At 30.5% G+C, this 23,944-nt stretch carries 22 protein-coding genes and 1 other annotated feature; of the genes, 2 read left to right on the top strand and 20 right to left on the bottom strand.

Annotation, left to right across the window (positions count from 1 at the left end):
• Positions 1-34 precede the first annotated feature (34 nt).
• From JK634_RS13780 to JK634_RS13730, 11 genes are all read right to left on the bottom strand, one after another.
• On the bottom strand, positions 35-2,155 hold the full coding sequence (locus tag JK634_RS13780) for an anthranilate synthase component I (protein ID WP_202768255.1): 2,121 nt from the start codon (positions 2,153-2,155) through the stop codon (positions 35-37).
• Positions 2,152-2,922, bottom strand: a complete 771-nt coding sequence (gene trpA, locus JK634_RS13775) for a tryptophan synthase subunit alpha (protein WP_202768254.1) — start codon at positions 2,920-2,922, stop codon at positions 2,152-2,154. Before trpA ends, JK634_RS13780 begins: the two co-directional genes overlap by 4 nt.
• A complete protein-coding gene (gene trpB, locus JK634_RS13770; protein ID WP_202768253.1) occupies positions 2,915-4,117 on the bottom strand; it encodes a tryptophan synthase subunit beta in 1,203 nt (400 codons plus the stop codon). Before trpB ends, trpA begins: the two co-directional genes overlap by 8 nt.
• Positions 4,107-4,727, bottom strand: a complete 621-nt coding sequence (locus JK634_RS13765; RefSeq protein WP_202768252.1) for a phosphoribosylanthranilate isomerase — start codon at positions 4,725-4,727, stop codon at positions 4,107-4,109. Before JK634_RS13765 ends, trpB begins: the two co-directional genes overlap by 11 nt.
• Complete coding sequence (trpC, locus tag JK634_RS13760; protein ID WP_202768251.1) at positions 4,727-5,500, bottom strand: indole-3-glycerol phosphate synthase TrpC; 774 nt, start codon at positions 5,498-5,500, stop codon at positions 4,727-4,729. The genes JK634_RS13765 and trpC overlap by 1 nt, the downstream gene beginning before the upstream one ends.
• Positions 5,493-6,506 (bottom strand): anthranilate phosphoribosyltransferase, encoded by a 1,014-nt coding sequence (gene trpD, locus JK634_RS13755; RefSeq protein ID WP_202768250.1) that lies wholly within the window; start codon positions 6,504-6,506, stop codon positions 5,493-5,495. Before trpD ends, trpC begins: the two co-directional genes overlap by 8 nt.
• Before the next feature lie 60 nt (positions 6,507-6,566).
• Positions 6,567-6,816 (bottom strand) — a binding site (T-box leader).
• Positions 6,817-6,878: 62 nt separating this feature from the next.
• A complete protein-coding gene (locus JK634_RS13750; RefSeq protein ID WP_243425618.1) occupies positions 6,879-7,262 on the bottom strand; it encodes a YkvA family protein in 384 nt (127 codons plus the stop codon).
• A gap of 18 nt (positions 7,263-7,280) precedes the next feature.
• Entirely contained in the window at positions 7,281-8,189 is a 909-nt protein-coding gene (locus tag JK634_RS13745; protein ID WP_202768249.1) for a ribonuclease Z, read from the bottom strand.
• Positions 8,190-8,273: 84 nt separating this feature from the next.
• On the bottom strand, positions 8,274-9,014 hold the full coding sequence (locus JK634_RS13740) for an amino acid ABC transporter ATP-binding protein (RefSeq protein WP_202768248.1): 741 nt from the start codon (positions 9,012-9,014) through the stop codon (positions 8,274-8,276).
• A gap of 12 nt (positions 9,015-9,026) precedes the next feature.
• Entirely contained in the window at positions 9,027-9,701 is a 675-nt protein-coding gene (locus JK634_RS13735) for an amino acid ABC transporter permease (protein ID WP_202768247.1), read from the bottom strand.
• Between the two features lie 8 nt (positions 9,702-9,709).
• Positions 9,710-10,504: an amino acid ABC transporter substrate-binding protein gene (locus tag JK634_RS13730; RefSeq protein WP_202768246.1), complete on the bottom strand. Its 795-nt coding sequence runs from the start codon at positions 10,502-10,504 to the stop codon at positions 9,710-9,712.
• A 166-nt stretch (positions 10,505-10,670) separates the two neighbouring features.
• Between JK634_RS13730 and JK634_RS13725 the strand changes: the two genes are divergently transcribed.
• Positions 10,671-12,122: a DEAD/DEAH box helicase gene (locus JK634_RS13725; protein WP_207753647.1), complete on the top strand. Its 1,452-nt coding sequence runs from the start codon at positions 10,671-10,673 to the stop codon at positions 12,120-12,122.
• Positions 12,123-12,165: 43 nt separating this feature from the next.
• Here the strand turns inward: JK634_RS13725 and JK634_RS13720 are convergent, their stop codons facing one another.
• The 6 genes from JK634_RS13720 to JK634_RS13695 form a co-directional block, all read right to left on the bottom strand.
• A complete protein-coding gene (locus JK634_RS13720; protein ID WP_202768245.1) occupies positions 12,166-12,369 on the bottom strand; it encodes a hypothetical protein in 204 nt (67 codons plus the stop codon).
• A gap of 137 nt (positions 12,370-12,506) precedes the next feature.
• On the bottom strand, positions 12,507-13,229 hold the full coding sequence (locus tag JK634_RS13715; protein ID WP_202768244.1) for an amino acid ABC transporter ATP-binding protein: 723 nt from the start codon (positions 13,227-13,229) through the stop codon (positions 12,507-12,509).
• Positions 13,207-13,875 carry an amino acid ABC transporter permease gene (locus JK634_RS13710; RefSeq protein WP_202768243.1) on the bottom strand — a complete coding sequence of 223 codons (669 nt, stop codon included), beginning with the start codon at positions 13,873-13,875 and terminating at the stop codon, positions 13,207-13,209. Before JK634_RS13710 ends, JK634_RS13715 begins: the two co-directional genes overlap by 23 nt.
• Positions 13,876-13,893: 18 nt before the next feature.
• Positions 13,894-14,661 carry a transporter substrate-binding domain-containing protein gene (locus JK634_RS13705; RefSeq protein ID WP_202768242.1) on the bottom strand — a complete coding sequence of 256 codons (768 nt, stop codon included), beginning with the start codon at positions 14,659-14,661 and terminating at the stop codon, positions 13,894-13,896.
• 440 nt (positions 14,662-15,101) lie between these two features.
• On the bottom strand, positions 15,102-15,962 hold the full coding sequence (locus JK634_RS13700; RefSeq protein WP_202768241.1) for a DUF975 family protein: 861 nt from the start codon (positions 15,960-15,962) through the stop codon (positions 15,102-15,104).
• 108 nt (positions 15,963-16,070) lie between these two features.
• Complete coding sequence (locus JK634_RS13695; RefSeq protein WP_202768240.1) at positions 16,071-17,324, bottom strand: metallophosphoesterase family protein; 1,254 nt, start codon at positions 17,322-17,324, stop codon at positions 16,071-16,073.
• 223 nt (positions 17,325-17,547) lie between these two features.
• On the opposite strand from JK634_RS13695, the gene aspD reads away from it, so the two are divergent.
• Positions 17,548-19,185 carry an aspartate 4-decarboxylase gene (aspD, locus tag JK634_RS13690; RefSeq protein WP_202768239.1) on the top strand — a complete coding sequence of 546 codons (1,638 nt, stop codon included), beginning with the start codon at positions 17,548-17,550 and terminating at the stop codon, positions 19,183-19,185.
• Between the two features lie 52 nt (positions 19,186-19,237).
• Here aspD and JK634_RS13685 read toward each other — a convergent pair whose 3' ends face one another.
• The 3 genes from JK634_RS13685 to JK634_RS13675 all read right to left on the bottom strand — a co-directional run bounded on the left by JK634_RS13685 (position 19,238) and on the right by JK634_RS13675 (position 23,909).
• Entirely contained in the window at positions 19,238-22,195 is a 2,958-nt protein-coding gene (locus tag JK634_RS13685; protein WP_202768238.1) for an ABC transporter substrate binding protein, read from the bottom strand.
• A gap of 219 nt (positions 22,196-22,414) precedes the next feature.
• A complete protein-coding gene (locus JK634_RS13680) occupies positions 22,415-23,146 on the bottom strand; it encodes an ABC transporter permease (RefSeq protein ID WP_202768237.1) in 732 nt (243 codons plus the stop codon).
• The gene (locus JK634_RS13675; protein ID WP_202768236.1) at positions 23,139-23,909 is read right to left on the bottom strand and encodes an ABC transporter ATP-binding protein; all 771 of its coding nucleotides are present in this window, start codon (positions 23,907-23,909) and stop codon (positions 23,139-23,141) included. Before JK634_RS13675 ends, JK634_RS13680 begins: the two co-directional genes overlap by 8 nt.
• Positions 23,910-23,944: the final 35 nt, after the last annotated feature.

Here is a 23,944-nt window from a genome sequence, read left to right as displayed (position 1 = left end):
CCCTATAGCTTATTTTGCTATCTTTTTTAACCTATTATTCTAAAAGAAATGTAAAACTGTCCCTTAGCAAATTAATTCCATTACTCTCTTCAATTGTAAGTATACTTTCAGGATGGAATTGAACTGCTAATATCTTATGGGATTTATGCACAACTCCCATAAGTATGCCTTCTTCATCTTCGCATATATTAATAAGCTCATTTCCAATTGTCTTTCCATATATAGAATGATATAATCCAACCTTGAATTCTTTCTTTATTGACGGCCATGGTGCCTCTTTATGCTTTATTACCTTCATCTTCTTTCCATGTCTCGGTTTTTCAACATAATCTAGAGTTCCTCCAAAATACTCAACAATTCCTTGAAGACCTAAGCATACCCCTAGTATTGGTATTCCCTTTTCTAACGCCAGTTTTATACTCTCACTAAGCTTAAATTCCTTTGGTGTCCCCGGTCCAGGTGATAAAATAACAACATCATAATCATTGTCTCTTAAACTCCTTCTTGCTTCTTCTCCTCTAAATGTAGTTACATTAAAGCCTAAGGTTTTAATATAATTCCCTAGAGTATGGACAAAAGAATCCTCGTGATCAATAATTAGTGCTTTCTTATCTTTAAAGGGGACGTTTAACATTTCTTGCGAATTTTTATCTTCTTGAAATTCTAAACTTTTAAGCATTGCGAGAGCTTTAACTTTGGTTTCTAGCTCTTCATCCCTTTCTATGGAATTATTTAATAAGGTAGCCCCAACCCTAATTTCAACCTTATTATCTATATATCTTAAGGTTCTTAAAGTAATTCCTGTATTTAAATCTCCATTGAATTTAATAAACCCTACTGCGCCACCATACCAATTTCGTCTATCTTTTTCGACCCTCTCTATCCATTCAATTGCTCTTTTCTTTGGAGCTCCTGTTAAGGTTACAGCCCACATATGAGTCAAAAAAGCATCTAAAGAATCATATCCTTCATTTAAAATTCCTTCTACATGATCCACTGTATGAATTAGATGCGAGTACATCTCTATTGTTCTTCTACTTAAGACTTTTACTGTTCCTTCTTTGCATACTCTGCTTTTATCATTTCTATCAACATCAGTACACATAGTTAATTCTTCCTCATCTTTTAAAGAATTAATTAACTTTTTAATTTGTTCACTATCTTCTATTGGATTAGCCCCTCTTTTTATTGTTCCACTTATTGGACAAGTTTCAATCTTATTATCCTCAACCCTAACAAACATCTCCGGAGAAGATCCTATTAAGTATTCTCCGCCCAAATTAATAAAGAAATTATAGGGGCTTGGATTTATATTCTTCAGATTATGATATATCTTTTTGGGAGATAACTTAGTTTCTCTAACCATTGAATAGGATGGCACTACCTCAAATAAATCCCCTCTTCTAAAGCTTTCCTTTGCTAGAGTAACTATCTTTTCATAATCTCCTTCTTTTATATATTCTTCATTTAATAATTTATTTAACTTAAATTTGTTAGTAACTGTCCCCACTTTATTTTTAGTTGAAATTCCTTCATATGAAAAATCATAATTAATAAAATATGTCTTAGTTAATTTATTATCTTTTATATAAATTTTCTGAGGAAGATATAATACTAAATCTTCCGAATCATCTCTTGATTTAACTAATTCTATATCATCTTCAAATTGAAATACTAAATCATATCCAAAGGCCCCATATAAACCAATCCATGGATCAGTAGTTTTAAATGAATTCATTAAACTTCTAATAAGAGTAAATATACTTCTTTTTTTGCTTCGTTCTTCTTCTTTATATACCTTATTATCTTTTTCAATATTAAATAAAATTTTTGTATCTTCTTTAATTAAAGATATTCCATTTATATTAGAAATTACATCATATACAATCTTTAATAATTCTTTTCCACCTGAATTAAGAGCTGTAATTTCTCCCTTCAATCCAGAAGCTCTTATCTCTAAATATGGGTCGACTACTGCAGCTTCCCATCTTGAATATCTATTAGGATATTCGTAGTTAGATGAAAATAATGCTCCTTTATTAGTATTAATCTTTTCTTCTAAAAAGCCTAAATCTTTAAATTCTAATTCTTCTTTATAGGTAGTAATTTCAATATTTTTAGGAGTTATATATCTCTTTTTAACACTTTCTATCATAATTTTGACGCCTTTATAAGATCTTCTAAAGTATTATAATCATTTTCCCTTAGTAATTTTATAACTTTTGTTCCTACTATAACTCCATCAGCATATTTAATAATCTCTTTTACATCTTCTTTACTACTTATTCCAAAACCAGCCATCAACGGTAATGTAGCTTCTTTTCTAATCAAGTTAAACTCTTCCTCTAATGCTTTTTTATCTATATCTTTTTCTCCTGTTACCCCAAGAGAGGTTACTACATATAAAAATCCTTCTCCATTTAAGCACAAATCTTTAACCCTTGATTTGGGAGTTGTTGGAGAATATAAAGGTATATACGCTATCTCATATTTATCTATATATTCTTCTATAAATGCCTTTTCCTCTATAGGTACATCCGGCAAAATAACTCCTTGAAGGTTTACTTCCTTTGAGGTTTTAAAAAATTCTTCTAGCCCATATTTAAATATTGGGTTAATATAACTCATTATGACTAAAGGAATATCTGATACTTCTCTTACTTTTTTAATTAACTCAAATACTTTTTCAACATTAACCCCATTCTTTAATGCTTTTATACCACTTTCCTGAATTACCTTTCCATCTGAAGTCGGATCTGAAAATGGAATCCCCAATTCAATTAGAGTTGCTCCTGCTTTCTCAAAAAACAAGATATCGTCATAGCTTCTATCCAAACTCTCTTCTCCAATCATTATATAAGGAATAAATGCTTTTTCACCATTATTAATCTTTTCTTTTAAAAGTTCTCCTAAATTACTCATTACCTTCACCCCCAAAAAGCTCGCTTACTCTCTCAACATCTTTATCTCCTCTTCCAGATAGACAAACAACTAGAATTTCCTCTTTATTCATTTCTTTTGCTTTCTTTAAGGCATATGCTACTGCATGAGCAGACTCTAATGCTGGAATTATTCCTTCAAGCTTTGAAAGCAATTCAAAACTTTCAAGTGCTTCATCATCATTAATTGGGTAGTATTTTGCTCTCTTTATATCATTTAAATAACAATGTTCAGGGCCAACTCCTGGATAATCTAATCCTGCTGAAATAGAATATGGCTCTATTACCTGCCCATCCTTATCTTGTAGAAGATACATAAGTGCTCCATGAAGTATACCTTTTTCCCCTTTTGCAATTGTCGCTGCATGCTCACCCGTTTCGATTCCCAATCCTCCAGCCTCAACTCCTATAAGTTCAACCTCTTTATCTTCAATAAATGGATAAAACATCCCTATTGAATTACTTCCTCCTCCAACGCAAGCTATTATTGAATCTGGAAGTCTTCCTTCTGCTTTTAATATTTGTTCTTTTGTCTCTTTACCTATTACACTTTGAAAATCTCTTACCATTCTTGGATATGGGTGAGGTCCTAACGCTGAACCTAAAATATAATTTGTATCTTCTACATTTTCGGCCCAATATCTTAAAGCCTCATTACATGCATCCTTTAGAGTTTTATTTCCACTATGAACCGCTACAACTTCTGCACCTAATAGTTTCATTCTAAATACATTTAACGCTTGTCTTTTTATATCCTCTGCCCCCATAAAAACAATGCATTTTAGATTAAACATTGCAGCAATTGTTGCTGTTGCAACTCCATGCTGACCTGCCCCAGTTTCAGCAACTACTTTCTTTTTCCCCATTCTTAATGCTAAAAGAGCTTGCCCTAAAGTATTGTTAATTTTATGAGCACCTGTATGATTTAAATCCTCTCTTTTCAAATAAATTTTAGCTCCTCCACAATATTCAGTTAGCCTTTCAGCAAAATATAAAGGTGTTTCTCTTCCAACATAATTTTTCAGATAATAATCAAGTTCTTTTTTAAAGTTTTCATCACTTATAGCTTCATTATAATATCTTTCTAATTCTCTTAATGGTTCTATTAATGTTTCTCCTACAAATCGTCCCCCATATATATTAAAATGTCCTTTTTCATCTGGTAAATTATATTTCATATTTAAGCCCCCTAATTTTATTTATAAACCCTTCTATTTTATCCTTGTTTTTAACTCCATCTACTTCTAAACTTGAAGATGCATCTACCATATAAGGATTGGCTAAACTTATAGCTTCTCGTACATTTTCTGCATTTAATCCTCCTGCAAGAATTATTCTACTTCTTTCTTCTTTAGAAAGGGTTCCAAGTAGCTCCCAAGGAAAACTATTTCCATTCCCCCCTCTTTCATTTCCTTTCCCCTCTAAAAGAATGTATGGCACATCAAATATTAATGCTCTTTTTATTTCTTCAAAACTATCAACATTAAATGCTTTAATAACTGTGAAAGGTAACCTTTTTATAAAGTCTTCATCTTCTTCTCCATGAAGCTGAACCATAGTTAAATTGCCCTCATAATAAGCTTCCTTTATATAATCCTCTGATTGATTTACAAAAACCCCAACTTTATCAACATCCGATTTTAAACTTCTAGTAATTTCTTTTAACTCATTAACTTGAATTCTTCTTTTAGAGGGACAGAGGATAAAACCTAATGCATCGATTCCTAAGTTTTCAGTAAATTTTGCTGTTTCTATATCTCTTATTCCACAAATCTTTATCTTGGTCATTATAGTTTTAGCTCCTTAAAGGTTTCTTTTAAGTTCCTTGATGTCACAAAGGTTTCCCCTACTAATATCCCTTTTATTCCATGAGATTTAAGTTTCTCCACATCCTCTCTAGTTTTTATTCCACTTTCGGATATAATAAGTTCGCCTTCTTCCATATACTTTGATAAACCTATAGTAGTATCCAAGGCTACATTAAAAGTTTCTAAGTTTCTATTATTTACCCCAATGATATCTGGTTTAAGCTCCTTTGCTCTAAACAATTCTTCTTCATCATGAACTTCCATTAAAACTTCTAAATTCATATAGTGTGCATACTCAAGCATTTCCTTAGCTTCCTCTTGAGTTAAAGCCTTGAGGATTAATAAAATCACATCTCCCCCATATATTTTGCATAGATCAATTTGAATTTTATCAACAAAAAAGTCTTTATTAAGAATAGGAACTGTTAATACTTTTCTTGCCTTTTCCAAATCATTATAACTTCCCTTAAAATATCTTTCTTCAGTTAAAACAGATACCCCTAAGGCTCCACTCTCTTCATAAAGCTTAGCTGTTTCCTCTACATTTAAGTCTAAATTTAAATTTCCTTTTGATGGTGATGCCTTTTTTATTTCTGATATAACTCCTATTGAGCTTGATTTTAATAAACACTCTCTTAATGAAGCTCCTTTCCTATCTTTTAATTTCACTGCCTTTTCATGAATCTGGTCCCTATTTAACAGTTTTAAATCTTCTTTTTTCTTAGATATAATCTCCATTAAGATGTTATGCATATTTCTGACTCCCCTCAATTAGTTCATTAAGCTTAGTTAATGCTTTCTTAGAATCAATTAGCTCCTCTGAAAGTGAAATTCCTTCTTCTATGCTTGATACTTTATTTGCTGCTAATAGACCTAACGCTCCATTAAAAACCACTGTATCTCTGCAGGGACCCTTTTTACCACTTAATACATCTAATGAAATTATTCTATTAAACTCCGGCTCTCCTCCTCTAATATCTTCTAGACTTATTCTCTTAAATCCTAAGCTTTCAGGTGTTATTGTTCTATATTCAATGGAATCCTTTGATATTATTCCTAGATAGGTTTCTCCTGTTAATGTCCCTTCATCTAATCTGTCCTCTCCATTTACTACGATTCCTGTTCTCCCCATTGATTTTAATGCTTCAGCTATTGGTTTTATTAGGTCTTTTTTATATACTCCTAATAACTGAGATTCTAGTATAAATGGATTTGCTAAAGGACCTAATATATTAAAAATAGTTGGTATCTTCAAATCTCTTCTAACTTGCATAATTTTCTTGAATTTAGGTTGCATATTCGGTGCAAAAAGAAATACAATTCCTATATCCTCTAGTAGCTTTTCAATACCTTCTTTTGGTAAATTAATGTTAACCCCAAGAGATTTTAACAAATCTGCTGATCCACTTTTTGATGATATGGATCTATTACCATGCTTAGCTACCTTAACCCCTGCAGCAGCTAATAAAAAACTATTAGTGGTTGAAATATTAAAGGTACCACTACAGTCTCCACCTGTTCCACAATTGTCAAATAATCCTTTCATCTCTTTAAATTTCAATGCATTTTCTCTCATACCCTCTGCCATTCCTGCTATCTCTTCGTAACTTTCACCTTTTGTTTTTAGTGCTAAGAGAAACCCACCTATTTCTCCTTCCGTAGAAGCCTCAGAAAACATATAATTCACTGCTTCTTTAGCTTCAGTTTTATTAAGACTTTCCCCTGATGCAACTCTTAATAAATAATTTTTAAAATCCATAAAATAGCCCCCTTATAAGTTTGTAAAAATAAAAAAGCCCTCTACAGAAAAATCATTTCTGTAGAGGGCGAATTATCGCGTTGCCACCTCAGTTAGTATAAAAATCTATATAAAAATAGATATAATCATACCATCTCATTATCAGATACCTTCATATCCTATCCCTGTAACGTAGGAAAACGTATTGCATACTAAAATTTCAGCTCACTCTCGTAAGTCCATTCACAAAAAAATCTGCTGTAAGTTCACACCAACCACTTACTCTCTGAAAACTTCTTTTTAAGCTACTACTCTTACTCATAGATTTATCTCTATTCAATTGTTAATAATATAATATTCCCACTTATTTACTTTGTCAATGTTTTTAATAATTTATTTAAAATATGCTTTTATAATAGTAAATGTTACTAATCCCCATACAGCCAAAGTTAATATAACCCCAAGCATTCCAATTTTACTCTTTTTATCTATTTCTTTCTTTGCTTCTTCTCTGCACTCTTCCATTATCTCTTTAGGGATTAATTTCAAAACCAAGGTAATTCCTAACGGAATCAGTATAATATCATCTAAGTAACCAAGTACAGGAATAAAATCTGGAATTAAATCTATTGGGCTAACTGCATAAGCAACTATAATAATCGCCAAGATTTTCGCTATTATTGGTACATCATTTCTCTTGTATGCAATAATAAGTGCCGTTACTTCTTTTTTCATTTTATTAGCTTCTAGTTTAAGTTTGTTTATTATTTTTCTCAAATATTCTTCTCCTATTAATCATTCAAAGGCTAAACTTTTTATCATTCTATCGTATCCAATAGTAGTATTATAAAATACTTTTCTTGCATTCTCCACATAAATTTCTGGCTCAATCATAGCTGGTGAGAAATGTGTTAGTAATAATTCTTTTGCATTTCCTGCTTTTGCTAACATAGCCGCTTCACTAAAGGTCATATGCTTATTTTTTATAGCCTTAGGTAAGTCATCTTCATCTCCATAAGTCCCTTCACAAATAAAAAGTGTGCTATCCTCTACAAACTTTTTAATTTCCTCTATCGGTCTTGTATCTGTAATCATGCTTATTTTAATCCCGTTTCTTTCTTCCCCCATAACCATTTCTGGCAAATATATATTTCCCTCTTCTTCACCAACATTTCCCTTTTGTAGAAGGTTCCAAAAATGCTTAGGAACATTATTTTTTATAGCTTTCTCAACATCAAATTTTGGATTTCTCTTTATATAAAAATTATACCCTATGCATGGTGCAGAATGGTCTAGTTCCATTGTGTCTATGCTGATAGGATTGTTCTTAAATAGATCAATTGTTTCTTTAGGATCCTCTATTATTTCTATTTCATAGGGTAAATATGGCACTATAACTCTTAATCCAGTAATTATTTGTTCTATTCCCTTAGGTCCAATTATAGTAAGCGGTTCTACTCTTCCACTATTACCTATAGTCGCTAATAAACCAGGTAATCCAACAATATGATCTCCATGTCCATGTGTTATACATATAACATCTACACTCTTAACTCCCCATCCTAATATTCTCATTGATACCTGTGTTCCCTCACCAACATCAACTAATATCTTTCTACCTGAATAATTGATTAATAGGGATGATAAGAATCTTGATGGCATCGGCATGCCACCACCTGTTCCTAATAAAGCTAGATCCACCATAAAACCACCTCCTCTAATAATTATTATTTTAACCAAACAAAAAATATAAATCAAAAAAAGGAAGACTAATATCTAGCCTTCCTTTTAACCAACTATATTTAAAAATCTCTTCATTCTATCATTTTCAGTGTGATTAAATATTTTTTCCGGGGTGCCTTCTTGAATTATTATACCATCTTCCATGAATACTACTTTATTAGCTACATCTCTAGCAAAATTCATGTTATGAGTAACAACAATCATTGTCATGCCTTCTTTAGCTAATTCCTTAATTACTTTTAAAACTTCTGCTTCAAGCTCAGGGTCTAGCGCTGAAGTTGGTTCATCAAAAAGTAATATCTTTGGATCCATTGCCATAGCTCTAGCTATTGCAACTCTTTGTTGCTGTCCTCCTGATAATTCATAAGGATAGCTATTTGCCTTTTCCGCTAATCCAACCTTCTCTAAAAGAAGCTCAGCCTTCTTCTTTGCTTCATCCTTGCTTCTTTTTAAAACAGTAACTTGTCCCTCGATGATATTATTAATAACAGTCATATGTGGGAATAAATTAAAACCTTGAAAAACCATTCCAGTTTGTTTACGCAATGAAATAGTTTCTTTTTCAGTTAACCTTTTATTCTTTGAAAACCCTAAAGTAACTTCTCCAAGCGTTATTTCTCCGCCATTAGGAATCTCAAGTAAATTCATACAACGTAGCAAAGTAGTCTTTCCTGAACCTGAAGGTCCTATTATTACAGTTGTTTCACCTTCATTTACCTGCAAATTAACGGATTTCAATATATGATTATCTCCAAATGCTTTATCTAAATTTTTAACATTAATCATTTTCTACCTCCATTATTTTGCAACAAACCTATCAAGTTTTGTTTCGAGTCTTTTTTGAATAGCTGAAAGTATAGTACAGAATATAAGGTATATAACTGCTGCTTCACTATAAAGCCATAATGGTTCATAAGTTGTTGCTGTAACTCTTTGAGCCACTTGGAACATTTCTGTTAAAGTGATTGTTGCTGCTAGTGACGTATCCTTTACTAAACTAATAAATGAATTTGAAAGTGGTGGTACTGAAACTCTAGCCGCTTGCGGTAAAATTATTCTTCTTAAAGCTTGTGTTTTAGTCATTCCTATAGAGAATGCTGATTCCCATTGTCCCTTAGGAATTGATAATATTGCCGCTCTAATTACTTCCGAATTATAAGCTCCTACACTTAAGGTAAATGCTATAATTGCTGAAGGTAACGGATCAAGAGTTATTCCGGCATTTGGTAATCCATAAAATATTATAAATAATTGAACTAATAGTGGAGTTCCTCTAATAATCCACACATAAAATCTAGCTATGGCACTAAGTATTTTAATATTTGAAATTCTTGCTAGTGCAGTTAAAAGAGCAACAATTAAGCCTAATGCAAAGGAAACAATTGTGACAGGTATGGTAAAAACCAAACCTGCCTTTAATATTGGCCAAAATGAATCTGTAAGAATCTGAATTATTCTAGCATCTAAGTTCATAATAATGCCTATTTAGATACATCTTCATTAAAGTACTTTTTAGATATTTCTAAGTAAGTACCATCACTCTTCATATCTGCTAAAGCTTTGTTTACTGCATCTACTAATTCTTTGTTTCCCTTGTTTATTAAAACTGCACTTTGATCAGCATCTTTAGATTCTGCTGCTATTTTTACTTGAAGATCTGGTTTTTGTTTCTTTAAGTCATAATAAGATAAACTATCATTTATAGTAGCATCTACTCTACCTGAAGTTAATAAATCGATTGATTGATTAAATCCATCTGCTTCTACTATATCAGCTCCGCTTGCTTTAGCAAGTTTACCAAAGTTACTTGTTAATGTTTGTGCTGCTTTCTTACCTTTAAGATCATCAAAAGATTTTATTGATGTATTATCTCCTTTTACTATTAATAATGCCTTTGAAGTTACATATGGATCGGAAAAATCATATTTTACTTTTCTTTCATCATTAATTCCAACTTCATTTACAACAATATCAAATCTTTTTGCATCAAGTCCTGCAAGCATTCCATCCCATTTTGTTTCAACGAATTCTGGCTTTACACCAATTCTTTTAGCAATTTCTTGAGCTATTTCAACATCAAATCCAGCAAGCTTTCCTGTACTATCATGGAAAGTGTATGGTGCGTAAGTACCTTCTGTTCCTATTTTTATTACGCCTTCTTTTTTAATGCTATCTAATAATTTATTTGATTTCGCTTCATTGCTTTTTGATGAACAAGCAACTAAACCTACTGACGCGATTAATATAGTTCCAATTAATAAAGCTATTTTTTTCATACTTTTCTCCCCTATTCCTAATATTCATATAGATTTACTATGTTTTAATTTATGATACCATCTATGCTTTTCTCTGTCAATTAGATTTTATTAAAAAGTATTTATTTTCATAAAAACTAATGATAATATAGAGTAACGAATTAAAACTATAGAAAAGGTGATTACATTGAATAATGATATATTAGATTTTAAAAACTACAGTATAAAAGATGAAATTTTAAAAGCTCTTAATGAGCTTTCTTATAAGCATCCATCGAAAGTACAGCAGGAGGTTATTCCGCTAGCTTTGAAAAGACAAGACATCGTTGTTAAAGCTGAAACAGGTAGTGGTAAAACTGCTGCTTTCGCTATTCCTCTATGCAACTTAATTGACGCAGAGATTAAAAATCCTAAAGCATTAGTTCTAACTCCTACAAGAGAGCTTGCTATTCAAGTAAAAGAGGATATAAGCAACATTGGTCGTTATAAAAAGATAAGGGCATCTGCCATATTTGGAAAACAGCCCTTCACTACGCAAATAAATGAACTTAAACAAAGAGTTCATATAGTTGTCGGAACTCCTGGTCGTATAATAGATCATATAAATAGGGGTACTTTAGTAACTGATGACATCTCATTTTTAGTTCTAGATGAAGCTGATGAAATGCTTAATATGGGATTCTTAGAACAGGTTGAAGAAATTCTATCCTCACTTCCTAAAAACAGAATTAATATGCTATTTTCAGCTACAATGCCAGATAAGATTAAAGAAGTCTATACTAAGTATATGAATAATCCTAAACTTATTGAAATTAAGCCTGAAGGTTCAAAGATTGATAGAATTAATCAAGGCTACTATTTAGTAAAAGAAACTGATAAATTTTCTTTACTTGAAAAAGTACTTCTTAAAGAAAATCCTGATAGTGCTATTCTATTTTGTGGTACACAAGATAAAGTCAACGAGGTCTATACTAAATTAAAGAATAAAACATATCCTGTTAAAGAGCTTCATGGTGGTATGCTTCAAAAAGATAGAATTAAAACCTTAGAGGATTTTAAAGCTGGTAGTTATAGATTTTTGGTTGCTACAGATATCGCAGCTAGAGGCATAGATGTAGAGAAGATTTCTTTAGTAATAAATTATGATATTCCAATGGAAAAAGAAAAATATGTACATAGAATAGGTAGAACCGGAAGGGCAGGTAATACAGGGAGAGCTTTAACCTTTGTTACTCCATATGAAGATAGATTTCTAAAAGAACTTGAAGAATATATAAATTATGAAATTCCAAAGTTAACTCCTCCAGTAAAAGAGGATTTTCTTCCTAATAAGGAATCCTTTAAATTAAAAAATGAAAACTTTAAAAATATAACAACTAGAAATAAAAAAGAAGTTAAAGCTGGTATTACAAAGATCTACTTAAACGGAGGCAAAAAGAAAAAGATCCGTCCTGGTGACATAGTTGGTGCCTTATGCAAAATTCCTGATGTATCAATAGATGATATTGGAATAATTGATGTCCAAGAGAATGTTTCATATGTAGATATTTTAAATGGAAAGGGTTCTAAAGTTTTAAAAGTGCTTCAAACTTCTAAGATAAAAGGAAAAGATCTTAAAGCTGAAATAGCTAAATCATAAAATTAGCCATCCATGTATTATGGATGGCTTTAACCTTTCCCATTTAACGTATATCTATTTTAGATTCAACTCCATTTCGTCTAAGTTCTTCAAAGATTGCTACTTTTAACTTTTTGACAATCTCATTTTTAATTTCATCCTCAACCTTTCCTTTTATTAATTCATTTGGAATAAAACCTGGTATTCCATGATTCATAGCTACTTCTTTAGGATTCTTAACATCTATTCCTATTGTTATTTTAATCATAAATAACCCCTTAAAATTACTACAATAATATTCTATGATTGCAATAGCTATGATATTATAATAAAAAGATTTTATTTGTAAGTAATCATAATTAGGAATAAAAAAAGAGACGGATTCCTCCATCTCTTTTTATCATTCTATAAAACTTTATTTAAGAAATCTATTGTTCTTTGATTTTTAGGATTGTTAAACACTTCTTCTGGCTTACCTTGTTCAACAATGTATCCACCATCCATGAATATTACTCTATCCCCTACTTCCCTAGCAAATCCCATTTCGTGAGTTACAACAACCATTGTCATTCCTTCATTTGCTAGTTCCTTCATTACATTTAAAACTTCTCCAACCATTTCTGGATCTAAAGCTGATGTAGGCTCATCAAACAACATTATTTTAGGATTCATAGCTAAAGCTCTAGCAATAGCTACCCTCTGTTGTTGTCCACCTGATAAACTTTGAGGGAAAACGTGACTTTTCTCCTCTAACCCTACTTTTCTTAGTAATTCCATAGCCTTCTTTTCCGCTTCTTCTTTAGAAAGCTTGTTTAGTTCTGTTGGCGCAAGTGTGATATTTTTTAATACATTAAGATGTGGAAACAAATTAAATGATTGAAAAACCATTCCTATTTCTTCTCTTAACTTATTTATATCTATACCTTTTCCAGTAATCTCTTTGCCGTTTATCTTAACATGTCCTTCAGTTACTTCCTCTAAGGAGTTTAAGCATCTTAATAAAGTACTCTTACCTGATCCTGAAGGTCCTATCAAACATAGCACTTCTCCTTCACTTACTTCTAGATCAATGCCTTTAAGAACTTCTAATTTTCCATAGTGCTTCTTAAGCCCTTTGACTGTGATCATAGCTTAATCTCCTTTCAATTCTCTTAGAAATAATAGATATTGTAGTAATTATAATAAAATACATAACTCCAACAATTAACCATATTTGAAAAGATTTAAAGTTAGAAGCTATTATAATTTGTCCACTTTGCGTTAACTCTCTTAACCCTATAACGGAAAGTATAGAAGTATCCTTTAACGAAATAATGAACTGATTTATAATTGAAGGTATCATGGTTCTTATAGCTTGAGGTAAGATTACTTTTCTCATTGCTTTTCCGTAACTCAATCCTAAGCTTCTTGCGGCTTCCATTTGTCCTTTATGAACAGATTGTATCCCTGCTCTAAATATTTCAGCCATATATGCACCAGCATTTAAACTTAATGCAATAATACCTGCTAATACTGGGTCAATTCTAATACCCATAACGCTTGGTATACCAAAATATATGAAAAATGCCTGAACTATTAGAGGAGTACCTCTAATAATATCTATATATATTACTGCTATTCTTTTAAGAATTTTATTACTTGATATGTTTAATAATCCAACCAACAAACCGATTATTGAAGCAAATACTAAAGAAAAAATCGTGATTTTTAATGTTACAAGTAATCCGCTTAATAAACTAGGAAAGCTATCTTGTAATAACGTCATAAATTCCATAGTTAGCCTCCTTTTCTGCTATTTTAGATATTTTGCTAATATTTTGTCATATTCTCCATTTTCTTTTAACTTCTTTAATCCAGCATTAAATTTATCTAATAATTCTTTATTTTTGCCTTTATTTACAGCAAATCCATAAGAATTAAGATCTTGTTTATCACCAACAATTTTTAATGTAGGCTTATCTTTATCTAAAGAAATTTTGTAAGCTATAACAGGATAATCTTCAAATAGTACATCAGAATTCTTATTAGCAACTTCTTGATACATATTTGGTGAGTTATCGAAATATTTAATATTTAAACCATACTTGTCCTTAAGTCCTTCTGCAAATTTTGCCCCTGCAGTACCTTTCTTTACAGCTACAGTTTTTCCTTTTAAATCATCTAGTGATTTTATTGAGTTATTATCAACTCCAACAGCCATTGAAACCCCTGATTCAAAATATGGATCTGAGAAATCAACTGACTTCTTTCTTTCATCAGTTATACTCATACCTGCAATAGCCCCATCAATTTGATTTGAAGTTAATGCTGGAATAATTCCGTTGAAATCCATTGGTTTTAATTCATAATCAAATCCTTGATCTTTTGCAATTGCAGCTAAAAGATCTACGTCAATACCAGTGTATTTTCCATCTTGTTCAAATTCAAATGGTGCGAAAGTCACATCTGTAGATATGATATATTTTTTAGATGCTGTGTCATCACTTTTCTTTCCACATCCTGTAAAAATTGATGCTGCGATTGTTATCGCTGCAAGTATAGATAAAGTTTTTTTAATCATTTTCTTACCCCCTAAGATACTTTTTATTGTCATCCATAATATCAAATTTTGAAAGAAGTGATATTACTTATTGCATAATATAAAATTATACTTAATAAACCCCAAATAGTCAAACAATAAATATTAACAAATTCATAATTTTCATTTATCTTTATATTTGACTATATTACTATCTTCAGGAAGATATTTGTAGCTTAAGAAATTAATAAAACTAGCCATTTGTAATTATTTGTAATTATCGAAATATGAAGGTTTTAAAATAATTATTGCATAAATGTGATATCAAAAATTCATTATTTTATTTATATCCATGAAAAAATAAGCCATCTAAATGACTTTTTAGAATCCGCTAAATTTTTATAAATTTATTTATAAATAAAAAAGCCATAGAAATGTACCAATATGATACTTTCCATAGCTTTTATTGTTATTAATTAATTTTAAAGCTCTATTACTTCTACATTTTCTTGATAGCCAGTTATTTCTTGATAGAAACAAGCTTCAGTGGCTTTCATATATGGTATCAACCAAAGGAAACCTATACCACATGACAGTACTGCAAGTATCCCCCAACCTATAAAGCTAAGCTGCATTAGAAAGAACTTTATCTTCTTCCCTACCATAAGTTCAATGCTCATATTCAATGAATCCATTACATCAATTTCATCATTATCATTAAAAATATAAAATGCCATTGCATATCTTGATAAAAATATCTGTAATACTATAACCGAAGCCAATATTCCTAAATAAAGTAATACTACAGCTGCAACTGAAACATCATCATTTTTAATAACACTAATTACAAATATAATTACAAATACAATTATTGGAAGTGCCAATAATAATCCCCATAAAAATCTAAATATATATAGGAGTAGGTTAATCAAAAAAGTTTTTAAATACTTTTTGAACCCACTGAATATATCTTCAACTCTAGGCTTTGTATCTCTAATTAAATTAATATTAAATCTAATTAACCCAAATCTAATTGCACCTGCAACTAGAAGTGATAATATCATTATTAACCCTGTATTTGATGCCTGAACTTGAAACATTCTACTAAAATCATAATTAAAATCGTAATTATAATTGTAGTTATAATTATATCCTCTTTGCTCAAACTCATTTGCCATTTTCAATAATGAATTAGTTGTAAATGCTGAAACAATAAATGAAGGTAATGACATTATGATTCCGCCTAAGACAGTTGCACCTATAGCTAGGCCCCATTTGCCTTTTAATGATTTTAGTGCATTCTTTTTTAAGTATCTGATACTTATCTTTTTACTATTCTCCAAGTAATTGTCCTCCTTAATAAGTTATCATTAATGTAATATTAATATTATTATAATTACCAACTCATTATACCTTATAAAAAGAATACTTTTCAATATATTACATTTTTTCTAATAATTCAATTCAGATGCGCTATTTACCCAAATAGGTTTACTCCTCTGTAATATCTTTTTTATTGGTATATCTCTTGTTACAAATAAGAGTGAGAGAAAATCTTCACTTTCATTTCCAAAGGATTCAATTGCTTTTACTATTATCATATACTTTCTATTTGGTCTCAACTGCTTTTGTCTAAATTCAACATATAAATTTCGAGTGGCAAGATAATAATCAGAAAAGACTCTAGTTTCCTTAACTAGAACTTCTTTCTCAACATCTATTACTTTAATAATATATGAATGTACAAAATCTTCGTGTCTGGCCTGAGTGAATTTAATATCAATCCAATTACATCCAATATTTCTAATTTCAATCTCACTAGTACTACTAAAGTACGGCTTTCTTCTATTTTCCTTTCTTTTTTCAGTATATTTAAACTTACTCCTCTCACTTGGTTCTTCTATTATCCACTTGTCTTTAGACATACACTTAGTGGAGAAATCTAGAATTGAAAATCTAACCTGGTTATTTTCAACATTAACCATTAATCCTTGAGAAAATTCCTCAGCTAAACTTGGTATTCCTTCTAGGAGCTTCTCCCCTTCTAATTGAACATAACTTGTTGACCCTACTGAAACTGAAGTAAAATCCTGCTGATGAATTGCTCTTTCATCGTTAACTGGATGATGTGAATGTCCAGAAAAAATAATTACTTGGGGATACCCCTCAATAATTTTATATAAATCTCTATTCCCCCAATTTGAACTGCCATACACCGTACCCTTAATACTCTGATGAACGGTTAAAAAAATTGGTTTTTTAGGGTCACTTTCATGTGCAAGCTTCAATTGTTCTGAAAGCCACTTCTTAAGTGAGTCGCCAAAAACGCCACTAATTCTTCTTCCTTCAGTACTTATAGAAATAAAATGATATCCTTTAATAATTTTATGACTATGAATTTTTTCACCTGTATTCTCATAAAATCTTTTTTGTGCTCCTTTTATATTTGTCAGCCCTAAATAATCATGATTTCCCATTACCAAGATTTTCTCTACGGTTTTATTTATATAAGTATCTAAAATACTTTTAAAATCCTTGTAGGCTCTCTTAGTTCCCATATTAGTAATATCTCCTGCAACAACTAAGGCATCAATATTTGTCTCCCTAGAGTTAATAAATATTAGCGCATCCTTAAGTTTTTCATGTTCTCTAGAATTTAAACTTTTTATATGCGTATCACTTATAACTGCAAAAACCAAATCCATACCTTGCACTTCCTTAACTATTATTTAATCTTTTTAATATAAAAAATACTTTAACTATCTTAATAGTATCCAAGAGATGTTAATCTTCTATTGTTCAAATGTTAAAGATTATTTAGGGACGGTTAACATTTTTATTCAAAAAAATGTTAACCGTCCCTAAGAATTTTTAATTTAAAATAGCAGATAATAAACATATATTTTTTCGCACTTGGAGGATTATATTATGGAAACAGTTAATATTCAAAGAAAAGAAATTGAAAAAATCTATGGGAAAGTCAGTCCATTTGAATTTAAAGATAAATTAATTGCACTTGCTAATGGACCAAAGAAAAAAATTGCTCATACTTTATTAGATGCTGGCAGAGGGAATCCAAATTGGATATCCTCTACTCCTAGAGAAGCATTTTTTACCTTTGGTAATTTTGCTATTGAAGAATGTAAAAGAACTTGGCAAGATAACGATTTAGCTGGAATGCCACAAAAGAAAGGTATAGGTGAGCGTTTAAGAAAATATATTAACGAAAATAATAATTTACCTGGAATTAAACTTTTAGAAAATATAATAGATTATGGCGTGAAACGTGAAGGTTTTTCTGAGGATGATTGGGTTTTCGAGCTTACTGATGGTATAATTGGAGACAATTATCCTAGTCCAGATAGAATGCTCACTCATATTGAAAAAATCATACATGAATATCTCGTTCAGGAAATGTGTTACAATAAACCACCTGCTGGTACATTTAAAATTTTTGGAGTTGAAGGGGCAACTGCAGCAATGTGTTATATCTTTGACTCATTGATTGCAAATGAATTATTATCTAGAGGTGATACTATAGCACTAATGGTCCCTATATTTACTCCTTATTTAGAAATTCCTCTCCTCCCTAGGTATGATTTTAAAATAGAATACATAAACGCCACTGCAACCACAAGAGATGGTACACATACATGGCAATACCCTAAATCAGAACTAAATAAACTTTCGAATAAATCAATTAAAGCTTTATTTGTAGTCAATCCAAGTAATCCACCATCCGTAGCTATTAATCCTGAATCAGTTAATTATATTAAAGAAATAGTAACACGAGATAATCCTAACTTAATGATAATTTCTGATGATGTTTATGGAACTTTCGTAGATAATTTTCGTTCCTTAATGGCTGATCTTCCTTACAATACGATAGGTGTTTATTCATTTTCTAAATACTTTGGAGTTACAGGTTGGCGCTTAGGAACAATTGCTCTTCATGAAGATAATGTATTTGATCAATTAATAAAAAACTTGCCCGAGGAAATTAAGAAGGAATTAAATATAAGATATAGTGCACTTTCTACAAATCCTTCTGATATCCCCTTTATAGATAGAATTGTTGCTGATAGCAGACAGGTAGCACTTAATCATACAGCTGGCCTTTCTACTCCTCAACAAGTTCAAATGGCTTTTTTTTGTATTTCTGCATTAAATGATAAAGAAAACAGATATAAAAACTTAACTAAAAATATTTGTAGAAAAAGGCAAAAACTTCTGTTTAAAAGTCTTGGATTAGATCTTAGGGAAGACCCATATGATGCGGCATATTATACTGAATTTGATTTACTTGAGTGGGCTTCATATAATTATGGAAAAGAATTTGCTAATTATCTAGAAAAGAATCACAAACCAGTTGATATACTCTTTAGACTTGCAGAAGAGTCCTCAATAGTTTTATTAAGCGGAAGTGGTTTCCAAGGGCCAGAATGGTCAATACGTATTTCTTTAGCTAATCTAAGCGATGAGTCTTATTCTAAAATTGGGAAGGTACTTCACGATATTCTTGACGAATTTGCTTCAAACTGGAATTTAGATATAGATAATAATTAAATAAAAAAGATGGTTAACAACTATACTAATACTTGTTAACCATCTTTATTTCTTATTTATACCTATCCATTAACTCTTGAATTTTACAAATTTCAATTGGTTTAGAAATATAATAGCCTTGAATATAATCGCATTTATTTTGAGTTAAATAATCATATTGTTCTTTTACTTCTACCCCTTCTGCTACAACCTTAAGTCCCATTTGATGTGCTAATTTAATAATTGTTCCCACAATACTTGAATCACCATCTTGATAATTCTTATTCTCACTTATTTCGTCAATAAAAACTTTATCAATTTTTAGTACATCAAAATTCATATCCTTTAGGTAAGTTAAAGATGAATAACCTTTACCAAAGTCGTCTAAATCTATCTTTACTCCCATTTTTTTCAGTTCTTCAATTTTATAGATATTTGTATCTATAGATTCCATAAGTACGGACTCGGTTATTTCAATATGTATAGTTCTAGGATCAATGTTCTTCTCTAATATTATTGCTTTAAACATAGGTATAAAATCTTCTTGTACTAACTGAATTACAGATACGTTTATTGAAACATCTATTTCATCATAACCTAAAGAATGCATAGTTTTCAAAAACTCACAAGCTTTCTCTATTACCCACTTACCTATCGGAACAATTAATCCTGTTTTTTCAGCCAGTGGTATAAACTTCAAAGGTGAAATAAAACCTTCACTTGGACTGTTCCACCTAATTAATGCTTCAAACCCTTGAATTTTGTCACTACTTAAACAAAATTTGGGTTGAAAATTCAAAGTAAACTCATTGTTTACCAAAGCCTGTCTCATTAAATTCTCTAAAACTACCATCTCAGTAATATCATCATTCATCCACTGTTCAAAAAACACAAATTTTCTTTTGCCGTACTCTTTAGCTTTATACATTGCTGTATCTGCATTCTTAAGCAAATCTTCAAAATTATCCCCATCTGTTGGATATAATGCAATTCCAAAACTGGCTGATGTAGAAATAGCAACTTCATTAATTAATATCTTTTTATTAAATCTATTTATTATCTCTTCCAATATATTCTCAACATAACTATTTTCTTTTATATTAGTTAGTAAAATTAAGAATTCGTCTCCTCCAAGTCTTCCTACTACACCTTTTTCATAGATAATGTTTTTTAAGATATTTGCCACCTGAATAATAAGTTCGTCTCCTAAGGTGTGTCCAAATGAATCATTAACATTTTTAAAATTATCTAAATCCATAAATATTAATGCACTTTTATTTTTTGTATCTTTTATCTTATTAGCCACTTGAATTTCAAAATTGCTTCTATTCACTAAACCTGTCAAACTATCATAATAAGCCATTCGTCTAATCTGTTCTTCTTGAACTTTTTTGTCATGAATATCAGAATGTGATCCAGCAATTCTATATGTAATACCATTTGCATCCTTAACACCTTTTCCACGACCGTGAATCCATTTATAATTTCCTTCATTATCCATGATCCTAAAATCATTAGCAAATACTTCGCAGGAGCCGTTGGTAATATCCTCAATACACTTCTTGGCCTTATCATAATCCTCTGGGTGTATTAATTTGTACCAATCTTCCATATCTTTTACCTTTTCTTTTGGTAATCCAAAAATCTCATACCATCTATCCGAAAAAAACCTTTCATTTGTCTTTAAATCAATTTCCCATAATCCATCATTACTAGTTTCAAAAACAAGTCTATACATTTCCTCGGTTTTCTCAATAATTTCTTTATTTTCTTCCAATTCAATATATTGAGCTCTAAGTTCTTCATCAGAAGTTGCTAATTCTTCATATAAGTCAGATAATTCTTGATTGCTTTGAATAAGTTCCTTTTCAGCCTTCCTTCTGCTTAATATATTGATTATTAGAAAAGTAATTAACATTAGAAGTAATAAAATTATAGCTAATACTGTCCACACTAAAACCCTATAACTTTCATAAAATGAAAAAGGTTTGTTAATAACTATGCTATTTTCTGGTAGTTGTCCGTCAGATATTTTATATTTTTGCATTACACTATAATCAAAAATATTTTTAGAGTCTACCTTATCATAAATGGGTATTTCATTTATGGACTTTCCTTTTAAAATATCCAGCACCATTAAAGCAGCTCTACTTCCATGGTCTTCTCCATTAAGCAAACTGCCACCTAATGTTCCATAACCTTTTGTCATACCATAAACTTGAAAAAGAGGCTTGTCTAATATATTGCTTATTTTTTTAGTCATATCTTCAATCTGAACGGTTTTTCCAGTAACGTCTCTAGAAAATGTAGTCATAATAAATATGCTATCATCAGTATTCTTAGGCAAATCTTCCTCTAGACTACCAATCCTTATTTTATCTAAAGAAATAACCTCTAAATTTTTATTTAACTCTTTAATTGACTGATTTATTTCACTTACTGATGAAATACCACTTTCTGTATCATCGTGAATGACATATACCTTCTTTGTTCCCGGATAAATCTTAAGTGCAGCACTTAATGTTCCTTTAGTATCTATCCTCTCCAAAGCACCAGTTATATTATTATAGTTCCTTAGTATCAAATTTGCTGAATATCCGTATACTCCACAAAATACTATAGGAACATTTCCAGTGATATCATCTCTGTTCTTCAATGCAAAATCTAATGCTGCATCGTCAGTAGTAATAATTAGATCTATTTTTTTATTTGAGTATTTATATTTTAATTGATTTTTGATATTTTCTATATTCTCATCATACGGATAGTTTTTCCAATCCATATATTCAACATTAGTTTTAATATTCATGTTTGAATTATTTAGTGTTTTAAAAATTCCTGAAGTTTCTTCTTTAGTCCATGTAAATGTACTATCATAGGAATTAATTAATAAGACATTATATTCTCTTTCAGCTGCATATGTTTTGTTATGAAAATAAGTGGAATTAAGTAGTAAAAAAACCGCAAAGAAAATACATATGTAAACCTTTAAAAAACTTCTTTTTTTATTTCCCCTTACTACGTTTCTCAAATTAATATCACCCCTAATTTTCATAAAATCATATAGGGTTTTAAGTTCAACTAACAACTTATTCGTGCTTGAAAATGTCCATAATATTACATTTTCAAACAAGAACAAGTTAAGTTTCTAAAAAAAAACCTATATATAATTAATTATATTATAGGTAATTTTCTTTGTCTATTTTTATTAAAAATAATTATTATTTAGTAGTTATTCACCAGATTTTCCCTAATTCCATCTACATAGTTTAGTTTGAAGAGCATCTATTAAAATAAATAATAGGCATCCAATTAAACTTATTATCATTATTCCTGCATACATTGATATATAGTCAATCCTTGTCCATGCATCAAGTATATAATAACCTATTCCATAATGAGTCCCATATGCTTCCGAAAAGAATAACACTGAAAGTGCAGTTCCTACTGATAGCCTTAGATTTGTAAATAAATCTGGTAATATAGCTGGTAGTGTAACATGCATCAATATTTGAGACTTAGATGCACCTAAACTTCTTAGTGGCACATAAATTTCCTGGGAAATCTTTGTTATAGAATCTCTAACTGTTACAATTACTTGAAAAACAACAATTAAAACTATGAGTACTATTTTAGATGAATCTCCTAAACCAAGCAAAAGCATTACAACTGGTAATAACGCTGTTTTAGGAATTGGATACGAAAAATACACAAATGGATTTAATATCTTATTCCACTTTTCCGAATATGACATAAGTATCCCTATAGGTATTCCTATTAGCAATGAAACTCCAAGTCCAAGTAAAACTCTATACATGCTCATTAATATATGCTTAAAGAAATCTTGGTCAAATAAATTTCCTATATTTTTATATACTTCTAATGGATTTGGCAAAACTTGCATATTTATTATTAATGCCATAACATACCATAGAATATTAAACATTATAAAACCTTTAATGAATGTTATTAGCTTATTCATGACTATTTACCCTCCACCCATTTTTTATGATGCTTCTTATATAAGTAGATAATTTAAAGTATTCCTCTTTCTCCCTTATATCCTTTTGATTAAAAAGCGGGTTATTTATTATTTCAATAACTTTACCAGGTCCTTCAGACATAATTAGTATCTTATTACCAATTGCTATAGCCTCATCAATATTATGTGTAACAAATATCGTAATAGGTTTATACTCTTCCCATACTTCAATGAATAAGCTCTGAGCTTCTTCTCTGGTTAATGCATCTAATGCTGAAAAAGGTTCATCCATTAATAGAAGATCCGGGTTCATAATTAATGCTCTAGCAATAGCTACTCTTTGTTTTTGCCCACCACTTAATTCTTTAGGATATCTATCTTTTAAATCTAATATATTGAGTCTTGTTAATACAGAAGTTATCTTTTTATTTAATTCTGCTTTCTCTCCTTTTATCTTAAGAGATAATAGGCAATTCTTTTCAACTGTTTTCCATGGTAAAAGCCCATAACTTTGAGGTATAAAGCCTATGGAATGTCTTTTAGGGCTCAATTGTTTACCATCTAGCAAAATCTCTCCTGCATGTCCATTAATTACACCACTTAAGAGGTGAAGCAAGGTTGACTTTCCGCAGCCAGAGGGTCCAATGACTGCATAAATGTCTTTTGACTCTATATTTAGGCTAATAGGTCCAAGGGCTGGGAAATCATTCCCAGCCTTATCTCTTGAACTATATTTAAATGATACTTCTTTAATCTCTAACATACTATACCTCCAGAGTAACTCTCTAAGAGCTTCAT

This window comes from Clostridium paridis, from assembly GCF_016765615.1.
Lineage (GTDB): Bacteria > Bacillota > Clostridia > Clostridiales > Clostridiaceae > Clostridium_T > Clostridium_T paridis.
Note: the sequence above shows the minus strand (reverse complement) of the source record. Positions and strands in the feature narration are given on the sequence as shown.